This is a genomic window from Nocardiopsis mwathae, assembly GCF_014201195.1.
GTDB classification, from domain to species: domain Bacteria; phylum Actinomycetota; class Actinomycetes; order Streptosporangiales; family Streptosporangiaceae; genus Nocardiopsis_C; species Nocardiopsis_C mwathae.
This window is the reverse complement of record NZ_JACHDS010000001.1, coordinates 2,727,957-2,742,200: the sequence shown is the minus strand read 5'-3', so window position 1 is coordinate 2,742,200 and position 14,244 is coordinate 2,727,957. Positions and strand designations below refer to the sequence as shown.

Genomic DNA, 14,244 nt, shown 5'->3' with positions numbered 1-14,244 from the left:
ACCCCGACCGGGGAATCGTCGCACAGGGGAGGCCGCAATGCGTGAGGTGGTGGTCGTCGGCGGTGGCCCAGCCGGGATCGGGGCGGCCCTCGCCGCACTGCGCGCCGGTGCCCGCGTCACCGTCGTCGACAGCGCGGAGCACCTCGGCGGCCAGTACCTCCGCGGAGCCACCCGAACCGCGCCGTCCGAAGCACCCGCGCCACCCGCGCCACCGCGTGCCTGCCGCACGCCATCCACCACCCGTGACCGCCTCCTGCGCGCTGTGGACACGGTCGCATCCCACCCCCGCAGTACCCTGCTGACCCGCACGTCGGTGTGGGCGCTCGAACCGGGCGGGCACGGCCCGACCGTGCGCGCCCTGCGCGGCGACGCCGACGGCGACCGCACCCCCTACACCCTGCACCCCGACGCGCTTGTGCTCGCACCAGGCGCCCACGACCTGACCCTGCCCTTCCCCGGCTGGGATCTCCCCGGCGTCTACACGGCGGGCGCCGCCCAGGCGCTGGCCAAGGGCGACGGCGTCGCCGTGGGTCGGCGGGCCGTCGTGGCGGGCAGCGGGCCCTTCCTCCTGCCCGTCGCAGCGGCGCTGTCCGGCGCCGGCGCCGACGTCGTCGGCGTCCTGGAGGCCGCGGGCGCGGCGCGGCTCGCAGCGGGATGGCTGCGCTCGCCCCTCGCGGTGCTCCGCGACGCCGCAGCGGACAGGGGCGGGGAGCTCGCCGGCTACCTGGCCGGGCAGGTCCGCCACGGCGTCCCCTACCGGACCGGCACCGGGGTGATCGCCGCCCACGGCTCGGACCAGGTGGAGGAGGTGACCGTGGCGTCCCTGTGGGCCGACTGGTCACCGGTGCCGGGCACCGAGCGGCGCGTCGCCGTCGACGCCGTGTGCGTCGGCCACGGCTTCGTCCCGCGCCTGGAACTCCCCATCGCGGCCGGGTGCGGCATCGGCCCCGAGCGCATCGTCGGCGTCGACGACGCCCAGCGCACCATGGTGCCCGGGGTGTTCGCGGCCGGGGAAGTGACCGGTATCGGCGGGGCGGACCTCGCCGTAGCCGAGGGCCTGGTGGCGGGATGGGCGGCGGCGGGCGGCCGACACGACGACCCGCTGCTGCGCCGGGCGGCGCGGATCCGGGCACGCCACCGCGCCTTCGCCGCGCGCATGCACAGCGCCCACCCCATCGGCGCGGGATGGACCGCGTGGCTCACCCACGACACCCTCGTCTGCCGCTGCGAAGAGGTCACGGCCGCCGAGATCGACACCGCCTGCGCGCGGACCGGAGCCGGAGAGCCACGCGGCCTGCGCTCGATCAAACTGACCACCCGGGCTGGCCTCGGCCCCTGCCAGGGGCGCATGTGCGGCACGGCGCTCACCGAACTGGTCCGCCGCCGGGCGCAGCACGCCGTGTCCTCCGCCCCGGTGGACCGCCGCCCCATCGCGGCCCCCATCCGGCTCGGCGAGCTCGCCGGGCTCGACGCACCGTGCGGCGCCGCGGCTACCGGCCCGACCACATCCCCGGCTCCCGCACGCGAAACCGGCCACCACCCCAGCCACCACCAGGGCGGTCGCGCGGGGGCACGGCCCGCCGCGCCACCCGTCCGACCACCCGAAGGAGCGTGACGACATGGCCGCCACCCACCCGGCCACCGACCTCGGCGGCGTCGTGGTCGCCACGGCCCTGCCCTACCGGCGCGACGCGTCCGCGCCCGGGGGCCTGGCCGTGGACCACGACGGCTACGCCCACCACTGCCGCTGGCTGATCTCCAGCGGCTGCCGCGGCGTCGGCCCCAACGGGTCGCTGGGGGAATACTCCTCCCTGACCGATACGGAGCGCCGGGCCGTCGTCCGGACCGCGGTCGAGGCGGTCGACGGGGTCGGCATCGTCGTCGCCGGCGTGCACGGGGCGGGCGCACACCAGGCGCAATACTGGGCGCGGTGTGCGGCCGAGGACGGCGCGGACGCCGTGCTGTGCCTGCCGCCGACGATGTATCGGGCCAACCGCGCCGAGATCCGCGACCACTACGCGGCGGTAGCCGCGGTCGGGCTGCCGGTCATGCTGTACAACAACCCGACCGACACCAGGGTCGACCTGACCCCCGACCTCATCGCGGAGCTGGCCGGGATCGACAACGTCGTCGCCGTCAAGGAGTTCTCCGGCGACCCGGCCCGGGTCGCGCGGATCCGCGAGCTCGCCCCCGACCTCCAGGTGGTCGCCGGGGCCGACGACCTCCTCTGGGAGAACCTGGCCGACGGCGCCACCGGCTGGTTCGCGGGGTTCCCCAACGCCTTCCCGGTGGAGTGCGTGCGGATGTTCGACCTGATCCGCGCGGGTGAGGCCGGACAGGCCGAGGAGCTGCACGCCGCGCTGCTCCCGCTCTTCCGGTGGGACTCGCGTACCGAGTTCGTGCAGGCCGTGAAGGCGGCGATGGACATGGCGGGGCGCAAGGGCGGGCCCTGCCGCCCGCCGCGCGGCCCGCTCGTCGCCGAACACCGGGACGAGGTCATGGCCGCGGCGCGGCAGGCCATGGCCCACATCGCGACGCTGGAGACACCGCGGCCGCGCGAAGCACAGCAGCAGGGGACCGGGCGCACGCCCCAAGGCGCCGGGGCGGACGCTTCGCGGAGCGCGGCGCAGCGAAAGGCGGCCGGCGGTGCGCACTGACCGGATCATCAGTGCGGTCGACTCGCACACCGAGGGGATGCCCACCCGCGTCGTCACCGGCGGCGTCGGACCCATCCCGGGGGCGACCATGGCCGAGCGGCGCCGGTACTTCATGGCCCACCTCGACCACATCCGCCGGTTCCTGGTCGACGAACCGCGCGGACACAGCGCCATGAGCGGCGCGATCCTGCAGCCGCCGACCCGCGGCGACGCCGACTGGGGCGTCGTCTACATCGAGGTCAGCGGCTGTCTGCCGATGTGCGGGCACGGCACGATCGGGGTGGCCACGGTCCTGGTGGAGACGGGGATGGTGAAGGTGGCGGAGCCGGTCACCACCATCCGGCTGGACACCCCGGCGGGACCGGTGGACGCGCTCGTCACGGTCGAGGACGGTGCCGCACGCGAGGTGGCCATCGGCAACGTCCCCGCCTACTGCGACCGGCTCGGCGCCGAGGTCGACGTGCCGGGCCACGGTGCGGTGCGCTACGACCTCGCCTACGGCGGCAACTTCTTCGCGATCGTCGACCTCGACGACCTCGGCCTGCCCTTCGACCGCGACCGCAAATCCGACATCCGCGCCGCGGGGCTGGCCGTCATGGACGCGGTCAACGCCGCCGACCGCCCCCGCCACCCGGAGCTGCACGGGGTACACGGCTGCTCGCATGTGCAGTTCGTCGCGCCGGGGTCCACGGCCGAGTATTCGCGCAACGCCCTGGTCGTCCACCCCGGGTGGTTCGACCGCTCACCCTGCGGGACCGGGACCTCGGCGCGCATGGCCCAGCTCCACGCCCGGGGCGAGCTCGCCCTGGACACCGAGTTCGTCAACGAGTCGTTCATCGGGACCCGCTTCAAGGGGCGGTTGACGGGGGAGACCCGCGTCGGCGCACGCCCCGCCGTCGTCCCCGAGATCAGCGGCCGCGCCTGGATCACCGGCACCGCGAACTACACCCTCGACCCCACCGACCCGTTTCCCGCCGGCTTCGCCTTCTAGCCCCCGCCCTGCCCGACTCCGGGGGCGTCCCCACCCCGCACGCGCGGAGATCGCCCGCGGCCCGGCCGCGGGTAGCGTGGTCGGGAGAGGAACAAGGACCGGTGGGGGCGAGGAGGCGAGGTGCACAAGATCCTGATCAGCGCCTGCCTGGTGGGCAGGCGCGTACGCTTCGACGGCCGCGCCAAGACGGTGGACGACACCATCCTCGACCGCTGGCGGGCCGAGGAGCGGCTGGTGGTCGTCTGCCCTGAAGTCGCCGGGGGCCTGCCCGTTCCTCGGCCACCGGCCGAAATCGAACCGGGGGCCGACGCCGAGGCCGTCCTCGACGGCGCCGCCCGCATCAGAACCCCGCAGGGCGCCGACGTCACACCCTTCTTCCTCTCCGGCGCCCGCGCCGCCCTGGCCACCGCCCAACGGCACGGGGCCCGCATCGCCGTCCTGAAGGAGTCCAGCCCGTCCTGCGGCGTCCACCGCGTCCACGACGGCACCTTCACCGGCGCCGCCACCCCGGGCGAGGGCGTCACGGCCCGCCTCCTCCGCACCCACGGCATCGCAGCCTTCACCGAACACCAACTCCCCCAGGCCGAGGCCCACCTGCTCGCCCTCGAAGCCACAGAGGACACGAACGGAACCTGAACCCCTGCCCCGGCGGCGAAAGCTGTCACGAGCACGCGCGGGGATGCGATAGAGTCTTACTCGTTGGCGGGGACGGAAAAGCCCCGAGCAACACCGGGACGTAGCGCAGTTTGGCAGCGCACTTGACTGGGGGTCAAGGGGTCGTGGGTTCAAATCCCGCCGTCCCGACCGGCGGAAACGGCCGCTTCCGAGGTTGTCGGAAGCGGCCGTACAGCTGTTGAGTGCAGCTGATGTCTACTCTGTCGGGCCGTTCAGGCTCTGACCCGGCTTCTGGAGAGCGTCCCGGAACTGCTCCGTAGCGACTTCCGTGTAGACCTCCAGCGTCGTCGCGATCTTACTGCGGCGAAGGATGGCGCGCGCCACGCCGGTACACAGAACTCTCGACCGGGGGAGCCCCGAGAGCTCGCCCTTGCGCAGCGCCATCGTCAGCAGGAGGACTGCCTTGTGCCGGGTGTGACGGAGGCTTTCGTTTCCGGGAAGGACGAGAGTCATGGCAGACCTGAGGAAATACCCCGATGAGCTGCGGCAACGCTCGGCCAGGATGGCTGTGGACGCCTACCGGGATCCGGCCACACGGCCCGGATCGCCGCACCCGCACCAAGAGTCGAATCTGTGCCCGCGGCTCTGCGATTCGGTGCTCTGTTCGCTGAGCTATGCGGGTAGGCCGAGCTGCCATCCACAAGGCGGGCTCCCCTTCCGACAGGGGAGCCCGCGATGACGTCGGCAAGAGACGGGAGATGTGCGGCCCGGGCTGCGGTGGCCGTTATCGGCCTTGGTGGAGCCATCATTTGTGAAGTTGCCTGAATTCAGTTTTCATGCATGGCCGCACTGTGGAACCAGTGCACGCCCGGAACGGAATCCAGGGGTCGCATCGTCAGTCCACGACATGGTCATCTGAGCGATAAACAACCGCCTTGGACTCTACTGGGGGCTGGTGTGCGTGGCTCCGGGGCCGAGGCCACACGGCCGCGGAATCCGCATTGTGTTCCAGCGCGGCTGGGCGCGACGCCCCCTGCGCCGTCTGGCGGTGTCGGACTGCACAGCGTTCCACGGTCGAACTTCCCTTCGCTATGGCATATCCCTTTTCAAGCTTTCCCCAGAAGGATCAGGGCGCACCGAGGGATGTCAACGCGTTTTTCACGCACTCCTGAAGGCGGCGGTCAGTTCCGGTTTCACGAACACGTAAAATGCCGAACGGGATTCGATCGACTCGATGAGGTGCGGGCGGGCCTGGTGATCTGCCCTCTCGGCCGCAGCGCCTGTTCACGGAAGAAGGCCGCGGCATACCGGGCTGGCACACTCAGCGTATGAATGTACGGCAGCTGGAGTACTTCCTCGCCGTCGTCGACCATGGCGGCGTCAACCGGGCCGCGGACGCGCTCCACCTCGCCCAGCCGTCGCTGTCGCAGGCGATCCGGGCGCTTGAGCGCCATCTGGGCTGCGACCTGTTCCACCGGGTCGGCCGCGGCCTCGTGCTGACCGACGCCGGGCGGGCACTGGTGGAGCCCGCCCGCGACGTGGTCCGCGGCCTTGAGGCCGCGCGGGCCGGCGTGGAATCGGTGGGCGGCCTGCAGGCGGGCCGGGTCGAGATCGCGGCGATGCCCTCGCAGGCCGTCGAGCCGCTGAGCAGCCTGATCGCCGACTTCACCCGGGAGCACCCGCGGATCTCGGTGCTCATCCGCGCTGCGTTCACCCCGCAGGAGACCATCGAGCTGGTGCGTAGCGGGAGCGCCGAGCTGGGGTTGCTCGGGACCCCGGACGGGTCCATTGCTGCGGATGTGCGGCTGCGCACCATCGCGCGGCAGCGGTTCGTGCTCATTGCCCCGAAGGACGGACCGTTCACCGAAGGGCTCCCGGTCCGGCGCGAGCAGCTGGAGGGCCAGCGGCTCGTCGTCGGGCAGCGCGGCACAGGAATGCGGCGGTTGGTGGAAGACATCCAGGCGGCCGGAGTGGGGCTGACCGGGGTCGTGGAATCCGAGCACCGTGAGGTGATCCTGCCGCTTGTACTCAGCGGGGTGGGGCTCGCCGTGCTCGCTGAGTCGTGGGCCGCTCTAGCCCGGCAGGCCGGGTTGCTCGTTTTGGACCTCGAACCGCCCGCCTACTTGTATGTCGCGCTGGCCAGGAGGAAGGGCCGACTTACCCCCGCCGCGGCCGCGTTCCTGGAGACCGCCGCACCGGAGCTCCTATAGGCATTTCCTATATGTGTGGCCCGGATTACGTCTTGGACGCCGTGGCGCGGGTGTTGCTTCAATTCGCTGCATGCAGAACCACCGAATCGCAGTAATCGCCGGTGACGGTATCGGCCCTGAGGTGACCCCCGCCGCCCGCGCGGTCCTCGACACCGTCGGCACCCGGCACGGCATCGCCTTCCGCTACGACGAGTTCGACTGGTCGTGCAAGCGCTACCTCACCGAGGGCGCCATGATGCCCGAGCGCGGCCTGGAGATGATCCGGCAGCACGATGCGATCCTCCTCGGCGCGGTCGGTGATCCCGGCGTCCCCGACCACGTGTCGCTGTGGGGCCTGCTCATTCCGATCCGGCGCGGCTTCCGCCAGTACGTCAACCTGCGCCCGATCAAGGTGTTCGACGGCGTCGAGAGCCCGCTGCGGCATGCCGCCCCCGGGTCCGTGGATCTTGTCGTGGTCCGCGAGAACGTCGAAGGCGAGTACAGCGAGATCGGCGGCCGGCTGGGCAGGGGGCAAGCCGAGGAGATGGCCGTCCAGGAAGCGGTCTTCACCCGCCAAGGCGTCACGCGGGTCGTCGACTATGCCTTCGATCTCGCCGCGCAGCGGCGCAGCCGGCTCACGTCGGCGACGAAGTCGAACGGCATCGTGCACACGATGCCGTTCTGGGACGAGCTCGTCGCTGAGCGTGCGGCCGCGCACCAGGGGGTCGTGTGGGACTCCGAGCACATCGACGCGCTGTGCGCCAAGGTGGTGCTCGAACCGTCCCGGTTCGACGTGATCGTCGCGTCGAACCTCTTCGGGGACATCCTGAGCGACCTCGCCGCCGCGGTCGCCGGCGGCATCGGCATCGCCCCCTGCGCCAACCTCAACCCGCAACGCGACTTCCCCTCCATGTTCGAGCCCATCCACGGATCGGCCCCCGACATCGCGGGCCGAGGGGTGGCCAACCCGCTCGGCGCGGTATGGACCGCCGCGATGCTGCTCGACCACCTCGGGCATGGCGAAGCGGCCGCGGAGGTCGAGGACGCGATCGCCGCGGTGCTGGCCGGGACACCGGTGCGCACCCCGGACCTGGGCGGTACCGCAGGCACCGAAGAATTCACCAAGGCAGTGCTGGCGGCGCTGTCCCGGTAAGCGGCCCTGCGCTGCCCGACGCGGAGGAACGGCCATGGCAACAGCGAGGCGTGTGGTGGTCGCGCCGGACAAGTTCAAGGGGTCGCTGACGGCGGATGAGGTCGGGGACGCGCTCCGGCTCGGTCTCCTCGACGGAGACCCGATGCTGGAGGTGACCGTCCGGCCACTCGCAGACGGTGGTGAGGGCAGCGTCGCCGCATGCCTCCGCGCGGGCTTCGCCGCAAGGACGGTACGCGTCCGGGGGCCGCTGGGCGATCGGGTCGGTGCGCGGTTCGCCTTGGGCGGCGGAACCGCCGTGGTGGAAGCGGCCGAGGCGTGCGGTCTGCAGCTGCTCGGCGGCAACCGGGCGCCTCTGGCGGCGTCGAGCTCAGGGGTCGGCGACATGATCCGGCACGCGCTCGACGCTGGTGCGCGCCGGATCGTGCTGGCCGCAGGCGGCAGCGCGAGTATGGACGGCGGAGCCGGCATGCTCACCGCGCTCGGTGGCCGGCTGACCGATGCGGCCGGAGGGCGACTGCCCGCAGGGGCTGCAGCATTGCGCTCGGTGGCGCACCTCGAACTGGCCGGGGTCGACCCCCGGCTCTCCCACGCCGAGCTGGTGCTCGCCGCAGACGTGGACGCGCCGCTGCTCGGGCCCTCTGGGGCGGTCGCGGTGTTCGGCCCGCAGAAAGGCGCGGGCCCGGCCGAGGCGGCCCTGCTGGAGCACGCGCTCGGCGTCCTGGCCTCGGTTGCGCCCGCCGCAGGCACGGGGGCGGACCTCGCGGCGCTCCCGGGGGCGGGAGCGGCCGGAGGCATCGGGTTCGGCGCGTACCTGCTCGGCGCCCGCCATGTGTCGGGCGCGGAGTACTTCGCGGAACTGGCCGGGCTGCCCGCAGTCCTTTCGGGCGCGTCACTCGCCGTCACCGGGGAGGGATGCCTTGACTCCCAGACCCTCGCCGGGAAGCTGCCGCTGATCGTCGCCGCCCAGGCCCGCTCCGCCGGGGTGCCCGCGATCGCCGCGGTGGGACGCTGCCTGATCGACGCCGCCGAGTGGCGCGGTGCCGGGTTCGCTGCGGTGCACGCGCTCGCCGACCGCGACCCCCGCTGCGCTACCGACCCGGAGCTCAGCGTGCACCAGCTCCGGCTCCTCGGGCATGAGCTGGCCACAACCTGCCCCTCCGTCGTCGCGGACCGTCGGGCGACCGCGCCATGACCGCGCCATGACCGCGCCATGACCGCGCCATGACCGCGCCATGACCGCGCCATGACCGCGCCACGGCCCACCCCGTTCAGCGGTCGGACCTTCACGGGGTCGGGGATCCGCCGTAGGGCCGATGGCTGCGGTCCCAACCGCGCCCCGGACATGCCATGGCGAACACGACCGGGGCGGGTCCGCGCCGACTCGGCGGCCGACCCCGTGGTGCGCGCCACCGGCCCCGACCCGACCCGCCCCGCCGCACTCCGCTGACGCGGATCGTTGTTCGAAAGATCTTTCCGGGGGCCCACGGACATCCCGTCCCTATCAACCGAAAAATCCCCTTTATCTGCCCGCGCGGCAGAATTTTCGGGAGGCGTCCTCAATGTCCAGCGAGAGTTCCGTGGCCGATGCCGCCGAATCGAGCGACCGACCAAGCCCGCGAAAGCTCCAGATCTCCGGTTTCAGTGTTTCCGTCTACATCGTTCTGCTCGGCATTGTCCTGGCCGCGATCTACCGGGAAGCCCTGCCGAACAATATCGTGAGTGGAATGGTCATCGCCGTCCTCATCGGTGGCGCGCTGAAGTGGGCCGGCGACCGGATTCCCATCTTCAACACGTTCGGCGGCGGCCCCCTGCTGTGTATCGTCGTCCCTGCGCTGCTGCTCTACCTCGGCGTCCTCCCGGACAGTGTGCGGCAGCTCACCGACGACTTCTACACCGAATTCGGGTTCGCCGAATTCGCGGTCGCCGGGATCATCGTCGGCAGCGTTCTCGGCATCGACCGCCGCCTGCTCATCCGGATCGGCTCGCGGTTCCTGGTCCCCCTGGTCTTCGCCGTGGCCATGGCGGGCGCGACCGGGGCTCTCGCGGGATATCTGATGGGCTTCGGTGCGGCCAACGCGGTCCTGTTCGTCGTCGCTCCGACGATGGGCGGCGGGATGGCCGCCGGCGCCATCCCGATGGCGGAGATCTACGCCGCCTCAGGTCCCGGGGACGCCGGGTACTACCTCGCCCGGCTCGCACCGGCGGTGATGCTCGCCAACATCATCTGCATCCTGCTCGCGGGCGTACTGAACGGGCTGGGCAAGCGCGGCCGGTTCGCGGCGCTGTCAGGGGACGGAGCCATGCTGCGCCGCCAGGAGGGCGGCGCCGCGACACCCCGACCGTCCTCGGCCGTGCCGCTGGACCTGCTGGCCACCGGCATGGTCCTGTCGATCGCCATCTACGCATTCGGTGAGCTGGCGGCCTCGGTCGTCCCCGGCGTGCACGCCTATGTGTGGATCATCGCGGCCGCAGCGGCACTGAAGGTCTTCCGGCTGCTGCCAGAACGGGTCAACGCGGGCGCGGAGGGCTGGTACGCGTTCATCGCCCAGGCATGGGTTCCCGCCATCCTGGTCGCCATCAGCGCCGGCGTGATCGATTTCGCCCAGGTCCTCGACGTCGTCTCCGATCCCGCCTACCTGACCCTGACAGTGGCGACGGTCGTGGCCGGTGCGGTGGCGGCAGGCCTGGTCGGACTCGTGATCGGCTTCTACTTCATCGAGTCCTCGATCGCCGCCGGCCTCGGCATGGCCGACATGGGCGGCTCCGGCGACGTCGCCGTCCTCAGCGCCGCGAACCGGCTCGGACTCATGCCCTTCGTGCAGATCGCCTCACGGATCGGGGGCGCGGGCATGTTGATCGTGACATCCCTGGTGGCCCCACTGCTGCTCTGAGCGGCGGCGCATCGCCGCGCTCCCCGCAGGCAGCGGTCGGCCGGGGCGCCTCATCACGCCCGCCGCCGATGGGACTCGACCGCCTCGGTCGTGCACGGGCGGAGCCCAGGCCGGGCTGATCACCGCGTCGCCCGAGCCGATGGGAGTTGGGAGACGACCGCGGCGATCGCGACGAGTACCGGAGGGCGGCGAGTCCGGGGTCGTCGACTATCGGCGATCACCGAGCGGGCGCCGAAGGCGGTGACCCCGGTGATGTCCCGGTCGTTCCGGCCGATCGCGGCCACGTGCCCGATCCTCTGCGGGGGCGGCATCGCGAGGTCGACGGTGCCGAAGTCCGCGGTGACACAGTGAGGGTGGAGGCCGCGAGCGTGTGGCCGCCGGGGTCGCGGGCCGTCGGCCGGTCGTGCGCACTACGCTACGGCCCGCCTGGGGCCGGTGGCTGCCCGACGGGCGCTGCCGGTGAGCGCCAGGCGAGAGCGGCCGCCGCCGCCAGGGTGAGGAGCAGGAGCGTCAACCCGATGGTGCCCGTGTTGAGGCCGAGGCCGAAGCCGAGGACGTAGGCCAGCATCCCGGCCGCCAGGCAGTAGTAGGCCAGCGGGATCACGGTCTTGCGGATCAGGGCGCCCTCCCGGTCGATGAGGCCGACCGTGGCGCAGGCGGCGACCACGTTGTGCACGGTGATCATGTTGCCCGCCGCGCCGCCGACCGCCTGGGCGGCGACGACCACCGCGGTGGGGGCGCCGATCTGTTCGGCCGTGGAGAACTGGAACAGCGAGAACATCAGGTTGCTCACCGTGTTGCTCCCGGCGGCGAAGGCGCCGAGCGCACCGATCCACGGGGCGAAGACCGGCCAGGACTCTCCGGCGAGCGCCGAGGCCCCGGCGGCGAGTGTCAGCGGCATGCTGTCCAGGCCGGAGGCGTTGAACTCGGTGCCCGAGTTGATGAACACGCGGACCATGGGGACGGCGGCCAGCAGGGCGACCGCGGCGACGCCGAGCTGACGGCCGGCGGTCTTCCAGGACTCGGCGATCTCGTGGCGCTTCATCCGGTGCAGCGCGTAGGTCAGGGCGATGACGGTGAGGAACACGAACCCGGGAGACCACAGCGGGCTGAAGTCCGCCGAGATCTCGGTGCCGAAGATGCGGCTCCAACCGACCGTCACAGCCTGGAGCGGGTCGGCCAGGGCCAGGCGGGTCAGCAGGAGCAGCGCCGCCACCAGGACGTAGGGGGTCCAGGCACGGGCCGTGCCCACGTCCCCGTCGCCGACCTCCCGCGTGTCCGGGACGATGCGGCCCATCCAGTCGGGTAGCCAGCGGTCGCGGGGCGGGAATCCCCACGTCCCGGTCGGCATCAGGAACCCGCGCCGGGCGGCGGACACCACGATCACCAGTCCGATGAGCCCGCCGAACAGCGAGGGGAACTCCGGGCCGAGCAGCCAGGCGGTAAGGAGGTAGGGGACGGTCATCGCCAGCGCCGAGAACAGGGCGAACGGCGCGACCTGCAGGCCGTCGGCCGCGCTGCGGCGTTCACCGAAGAAGAGCGTGAGCATGCAGACCATGAACAGGGGGATCAGCGTGCCCACGATGGCGTGCATGAGCGCGACGTGTACGGTGACCGGCCCGGTGATGTAGGCGTCCAGCCCCGTCCCGGCGGCGTGCAGGTTCTGCTCGACCTCCGCCGCCCCGGAGAGCCCGCCGTGCACGCCGACGAGGAGCGGCGTCCCGACCGCGCCGAAGCTGACCGGTGTGCTCTGCATGATGAGCCCGGCCAGCACGGCCGCCATCGCGGGGAACCCCAGCGCGAGCAGGAGCGGCGCGGCCACGGCGGCGGGGGTGCCGAACCCGGAGGCGCCCTCGATGAAGCTGCCGAAGAGCCAGGCGACGATGATGACCTGGATCCGGCGGTCGGGGGTGATCCGGGTGAAGGTCGCCCGGATCGAGCGCAGCGCCCCGCTCGCACTCAGCGTGGCGAGGAGGAGCAGCGCGCCGAAGACGATGTAGAGCAGCCCGGCGGCGATGACGAACCCCTGGACGGTGGAGGCGGCGATGTCCCACCACCCCACCTGCCACACCGCCACGGCGACGGTGACCGCCACCCCGTAGCCGACGGGCATCGCGTACTTGGCCGGCCACCGCAGTCCGACGAGCAGTACACCGATGGCGAGGATGGGGAGGAGGGCCAGCAGGCTGAGGACAGCCGGATGCGATGTCGGCACGTGTCGTCCCTCGTTCCTCTGCGGCCGCGCGGTGGTCTACGGCCTTTCGGGCATGGATCTCGTCCTGTTTCGGTCGCTTATGGCCTCTGGGATATGTCGCAGATCACACTGCCGTTCGTCAAGGGGCGGCGGCGAATCGGCAGGTGAGAACCCCGCAGCAGGCCCGCCGGTGCGCGCCGCCGGGCTCCTCATCCACCGGGCGGCCGCCGGGCGAGCAGCGGGCGGCGCTCCGGCCCGAAGGTGAGTTCCACGGTCCAGAGCAGCAGGGCGCTCGCACCGGAGAGCAGCACCCCCGCCCAGAACATGTCGCGCTGCTGCTGGGCCTGCTGGGCAGGGCGGCTGATCAGCGCCCGCATCTCCAGCGAACCCGTGCCCTCCCACGTCCAGTCCGAGACACTGAGCGGATCCATGGGAGCCTCCGACAGCATGTGGCCGACGTGGTCGGTGATCCGCACGCGATACAGGGTGTCGTCGGCCAGCCTCAGGGGGGCGTCCTCGTCGAGCAGCAGATCGGTGAACTCGTCCGAACGGGGCCGCAGATCGGGTTGGCTCCACTCCGGATACCGCTTCTCCCGGGGCATGCCCATCACCGGCGACTGCACCAGGTACTGGGCGGGGGTCGGAGACACGATGCCCTGGTCCACGGGGACGCGCAGGCAGTACTCGGGCAGCAGCGCGTCGCCGGTTGCGGCCGGCCCCAGTGAGGGGGGATCGTTCGGTTCGGGGCGGCCGACGATCACGGTTCCCTGGGAGAATGCACCGTGTGGTTCACGGAAGCCGACCACCTCGCTCCACACCGCGGCCAAACCGGAGGAGTGCCAGATCCTGTCATCCGGCCCCGCGGTTTCGCAGTAGCTCCCCGCCTCGTGCAGTCGGCGACTCTCCGGCAGGAGCACACGGTCGAACACCAGCGCCCAGTGGTGGTCACGGCCGGTGTCCGGAACGACGGTGAGATCGAGCCACGCCTGGGGCGGTGCGGCACCGTCGTCGTGAGCGCCGGTGCCCTTCTCGCCGTGAACCGTGATCGCTACCACGGGCTCGGCATCGGGGTCGGTCGTGTAGAACAGCAGCCATCCGGGGTTCGACGGCGGCACCGGCGGTTCCTGCGCCCCGTTGCGATACATCTCCTGGCCGAGGGAGAACACGTAGCCGGTCGCGGCGACCAGCGCCACGACCAGCCACCCGTTCCAACTGAGGACGGCGAGCCCCCAGCCGCGTCCGGCGCCGCCGGGGCCACCTCGCGGAGCCGGCGCGTCCTTGGCCGGAGGCCGGGGGACCGGACTCCGGCCCCGCGCGACGACACGCGCCGCAGCGAGCAGGACGAGCAATCCGAGCGTCGCTCTCCGCAGACCGGACCACCGCTGACGCGCGCCCATGACCGACCACCACCCCGCCGACGCCCCTCAGGGCCGCCCACCGGTGGCCCGAGAATGCGCATATTCTCCGACGAACCAGCTTGATCCGGGGCGATTTCGACTCATTGCCCCGGATGGCGACCGGAACCGGCCGCCGCTGGACGCCCGAAGGGATCCC

General features: G+C 72.0%; 12 protein-coding genes and 1 tRNA gene. 9 read left to right on the top strand and 4 right to left on the bottom strand.

Going from position 1 to position 14,244, the window contains the following annotated elements; all coding sequences use genetic code 11:
- The first annotated feature begins 37 nt into the window (after nucleotides 1–37).
- The 5 genes from HNR23_RS11810 to HNR23_RS11790 all read left to right on the top strand — a co-directional run bounded on the left by HNR23_RS11810 (nucleotide 38) and on the right by HNR23_RS11790 (nucleotide 4,452).
- A complete protein-coding gene (locus HNR23_RS11810; protein WP_184075630.1) occupies nucleotides 38–1,615 on the top strand; it encodes an FAD/NAD(P)-dependent oxidoreductase in 1,578 nt (525 codons plus the stop codon).
- 4 nt (nucleotides 1,616–1,619) lie between these two features.
- Nucleotides 1,620–2,657 carry a dihydrodipicolinate synthase family protein gene (locus HNR23_RS11805; protein WP_184075629.1) on the top strand — a complete coding sequence of 346 codons (1,038 nt, stop codon included), beginning with the start codon at nucleotides 1,620–1,622 and terminating at the stop codon, nucleotides 2,655–2,657.
- Entirely contained in the window at nucleotides 2,647–3,648 is a 1,002-nt protein-coding gene (locus HNR23_RS11800; RefSeq protein WP_184075628.1) for a proline racemase family protein, read from the top strand. Before HNR23_RS11805 ends, HNR23_RS11800 begins: the two co-directional genes overlap by 11 nt.
- Nucleotides 3,649–3,768: 120 nt before the next feature.
- Nucleotides 3,769–4,284 (top strand): 2-thiouracil desulfurase family protein, encoded by a 516-nt coding sequence (locus tag HNR23_RS11795; protein WP_184075627.1) that lies wholly within the window; start codon nucleotides 3,769–3,771, stop codon nucleotides 4,282–4,284.
- Nucleotides 4,285–4,378: 94 nt separating this feature from the next.
- A tRNA-Pro gene (locus HNR23_RS11790) sits at nucleotides 4,379–4,452 on the top strand.
- Between the two features lie 66 nt (nucleotides 4,453–4,518).
- Here the strand turns inward: HNR23_RS11790 and HNR23_RS11785 are convergent.
- Nucleotides 4,519–4,776 carry a hypothetical protein gene (locus HNR23_RS11785; protein ID WP_184075626.1) on the bottom strand — a complete coding sequence of 86 codons (258 nt, stop codon included), beginning with the start codon at nucleotides 4,774–4,776 and terminating at the stop codon, nucleotides 4,519–4,521.
- A gap of 815 nt (nucleotides 4,777–5,591) precedes the next feature.
- On the opposite strand from HNR23_RS11785, the gene HNR23_RS11780 reads away from it, so the two are divergent.
- The 4 genes from HNR23_RS11780 (at nucleotide 5,592) to HNR23_RS11765 (ending at nucleotide 10,496) form a co-directional block, all read left to right on the top strand.
- On the top strand, nucleotides 5,592–6,473 hold the full coding sequence (locus tag HNR23_RS11780) for a LysR family transcriptional regulator (RefSeq protein ID WP_184075625.1): 882 nt from the start codon (nucleotides 5,592–5,594) through the stop codon (nucleotides 6,471–6,473).
- A gap of 70 nt (nucleotides 6,474–6,543) precedes the next feature.
- On the top strand, nucleotides 6,544–7,605 hold the full coding sequence (locus HNR23_RS11775) for a tartrate dehydrogenase (protein WP_184075624.1): 1,062 nt from the start codon (nucleotides 6,544–6,546) through the stop codon (nucleotides 7,603–7,605).
- A 34-nt stretch (nucleotides 7,606–7,639) separates the two neighbouring features.
- Nucleotides 7,640–8,797, top strand: a complete 1,158-nt coding sequence (locus HNR23_RS11770) for a glycerate kinase (protein ID WP_184075623.1) — start codon at nucleotides 7,640–7,642, stop codon at nucleotides 8,795–8,797.
- Between the two features lie 367 nt (nucleotides 8,798–9,164).
- Nucleotides 9,165–10,496 (top strand): 2-hydroxycarboxylate transporter family protein, encoded by a 1,332-nt coding sequence (locus HNR23_RS11765; RefSeq protein ID WP_184075622.1) that lies wholly within the window; start codon nucleotides 9,165–9,167, stop codon nucleotides 10,494–10,496.
- A 119-nt stretch (nucleotides 10,497–10,615) separates the two neighbouring features.
- Here the strand turns inward: HNR23_RS11765 and HNR23_RS11760 are convergent, their stop codons facing one another.
- From HNR23_RS11760 to HNR23_RS11750, 3 genes are all read right to left on the bottom strand, one after another.
- Nucleotides 10,616–10,780, bottom strand: coding sequence for a hypothetical protein (locus HNR23_RS11760; RefSeq protein WP_184075621.1), 165 nt, complete (start codon nucleotides 10,778–10,780; stop codon nucleotides 10,616–10,618).
- A gap of 131 nt (nucleotides 10,781–10,911) precedes the next feature.
- The gene (locus HNR23_RS11755) at nucleotides 10,912–12,711 is read right to left on the bottom strand and encodes an L-lactate permease (protein WP_184075620.1); all 1,800 of its coding nucleotides are present in this window, start codon (nucleotides 12,709–12,711) and stop codon (nucleotides 10,912–10,914) included.
- A 188-nt stretch (nucleotides 12,712–12,899) separates the two neighbouring features.
- The gene (locus HNR23_RS11750; protein WP_184075619.1) at nucleotides 12,900–14,087 is read right to left on the bottom strand and encodes a hypothetical protein; all 1,188 of its coding nucleotides are present in this window, start codon (nucleotides 14,085–14,087) and stop codon (nucleotides 12,900–12,902) included.
- Nucleotides 14,088–14,244: the final 157 nt, after the last annotated feature.